1 pseudogene is annotated in these 1,061 nt (G+C 60.1%); it reads right to left on the bottom strand.

Annotated features, from left to right (window positions below):
* Positions 1 to 70 precede the first annotated feature (70 nt).
* Positions 71 to 1,061, bottom strand: a pseudogene (locus AC097P_RS24880) (hypothetical protein); the annotation flags it as partial.

Below are 1,061 nucleotides of genomic sequence, written 5' to 3'. Positions count from 1 at the left end.
TGAACAGTGCCGTTTAAGGTGGGCACGCATGAGCTCCTTGGGTTCGTAGGCAGTGGGCGATTTCGTGGTGCTACCAAATGGTGAGTGGTGGAGCACCGTCGTACACGGAGCTGAACTCAAAAGCATTGCCCTCGAAGACAAAGTCAGGCACCTTGATGTGGCACCACACCGCACCGCTGTACGTACCTTGGACAGCAACCAACTTCAACTTGAGGGTTTCTGGCGGTTGCGTGGATGCCGGCGTTTGCAGCACCAAGGGCAGCGTGTAGGTTTGGCCATTGAAGCTGCTGACAGGGCTGCCGATAGCCACGCTGGTCGAGACATAGGCGCCGCCTGCGCTGTAGGTCAGAACAAACACAAAGGTGTAACTGGCGCTAGCGGGCCAAGTCAGCGTGATGGTCTTGCAGCCCACCACCACCGGTTGGGGTGGCTGGATGCCCTGTGGTGTCCAGGGGCCTAGCGTAATGCAGGCGCTCGCCGGGTTGGCCACCGAGGTCGCGGCGTTCAAGTCGGAACTAAAACCGCCCTGATCGTCAAACGGAAGCGCGTAGGTGCGGCCATCGATGGTGACCGCCGGATCGTGCAAGAAATTGGCAAACGCGCTCCAGGTTCCACCGCTGGCGTAGAACTGCGAGAAGGTCAGCAGGTCCGGGGTGGTGGGCAGGATAGCCAACGGTGAGCTGACGCTAAAGCTGGAGACCGGCACGCCTACAGGAATGGACACCGTCATTGGCACATTGGCAATCTGGAATGACGCCATGTCCATCTGATCCACCAGCCCGACCGTTGTGCTACCGGTCAACGTGACTTCTGCCGTCATCGCGGGCCTGTTTGGCGTGATCTTGCCTCGCAAGAACTTCCAGGTCGTGGCGTGTCCGCGGGCCAGCGCGGTAACGATGACGTTTTCAATCGCGCCCAGCACCGCACTGCTTTGGGGCGCGTTTGGCAGTTGGAAGGTGTTGTCTGCGAAGACGCCACTGGCACCAAACACCATCAGAGATGGCGGTTCGTAGTACTGCAAACTGGGAGCCGGCGGGGCCCAGGCCGAAGTAGGCCTCAGC

The sequence above is a fragment of the Rhodoferax sp. ZS1R8 genome, assembly GCF_056521325.1.
The sequence above is the reverse complement of the archived record's forward strand: the minus strand, read 5'-3'. Positions and strand labels throughout refer to the sequence as shown.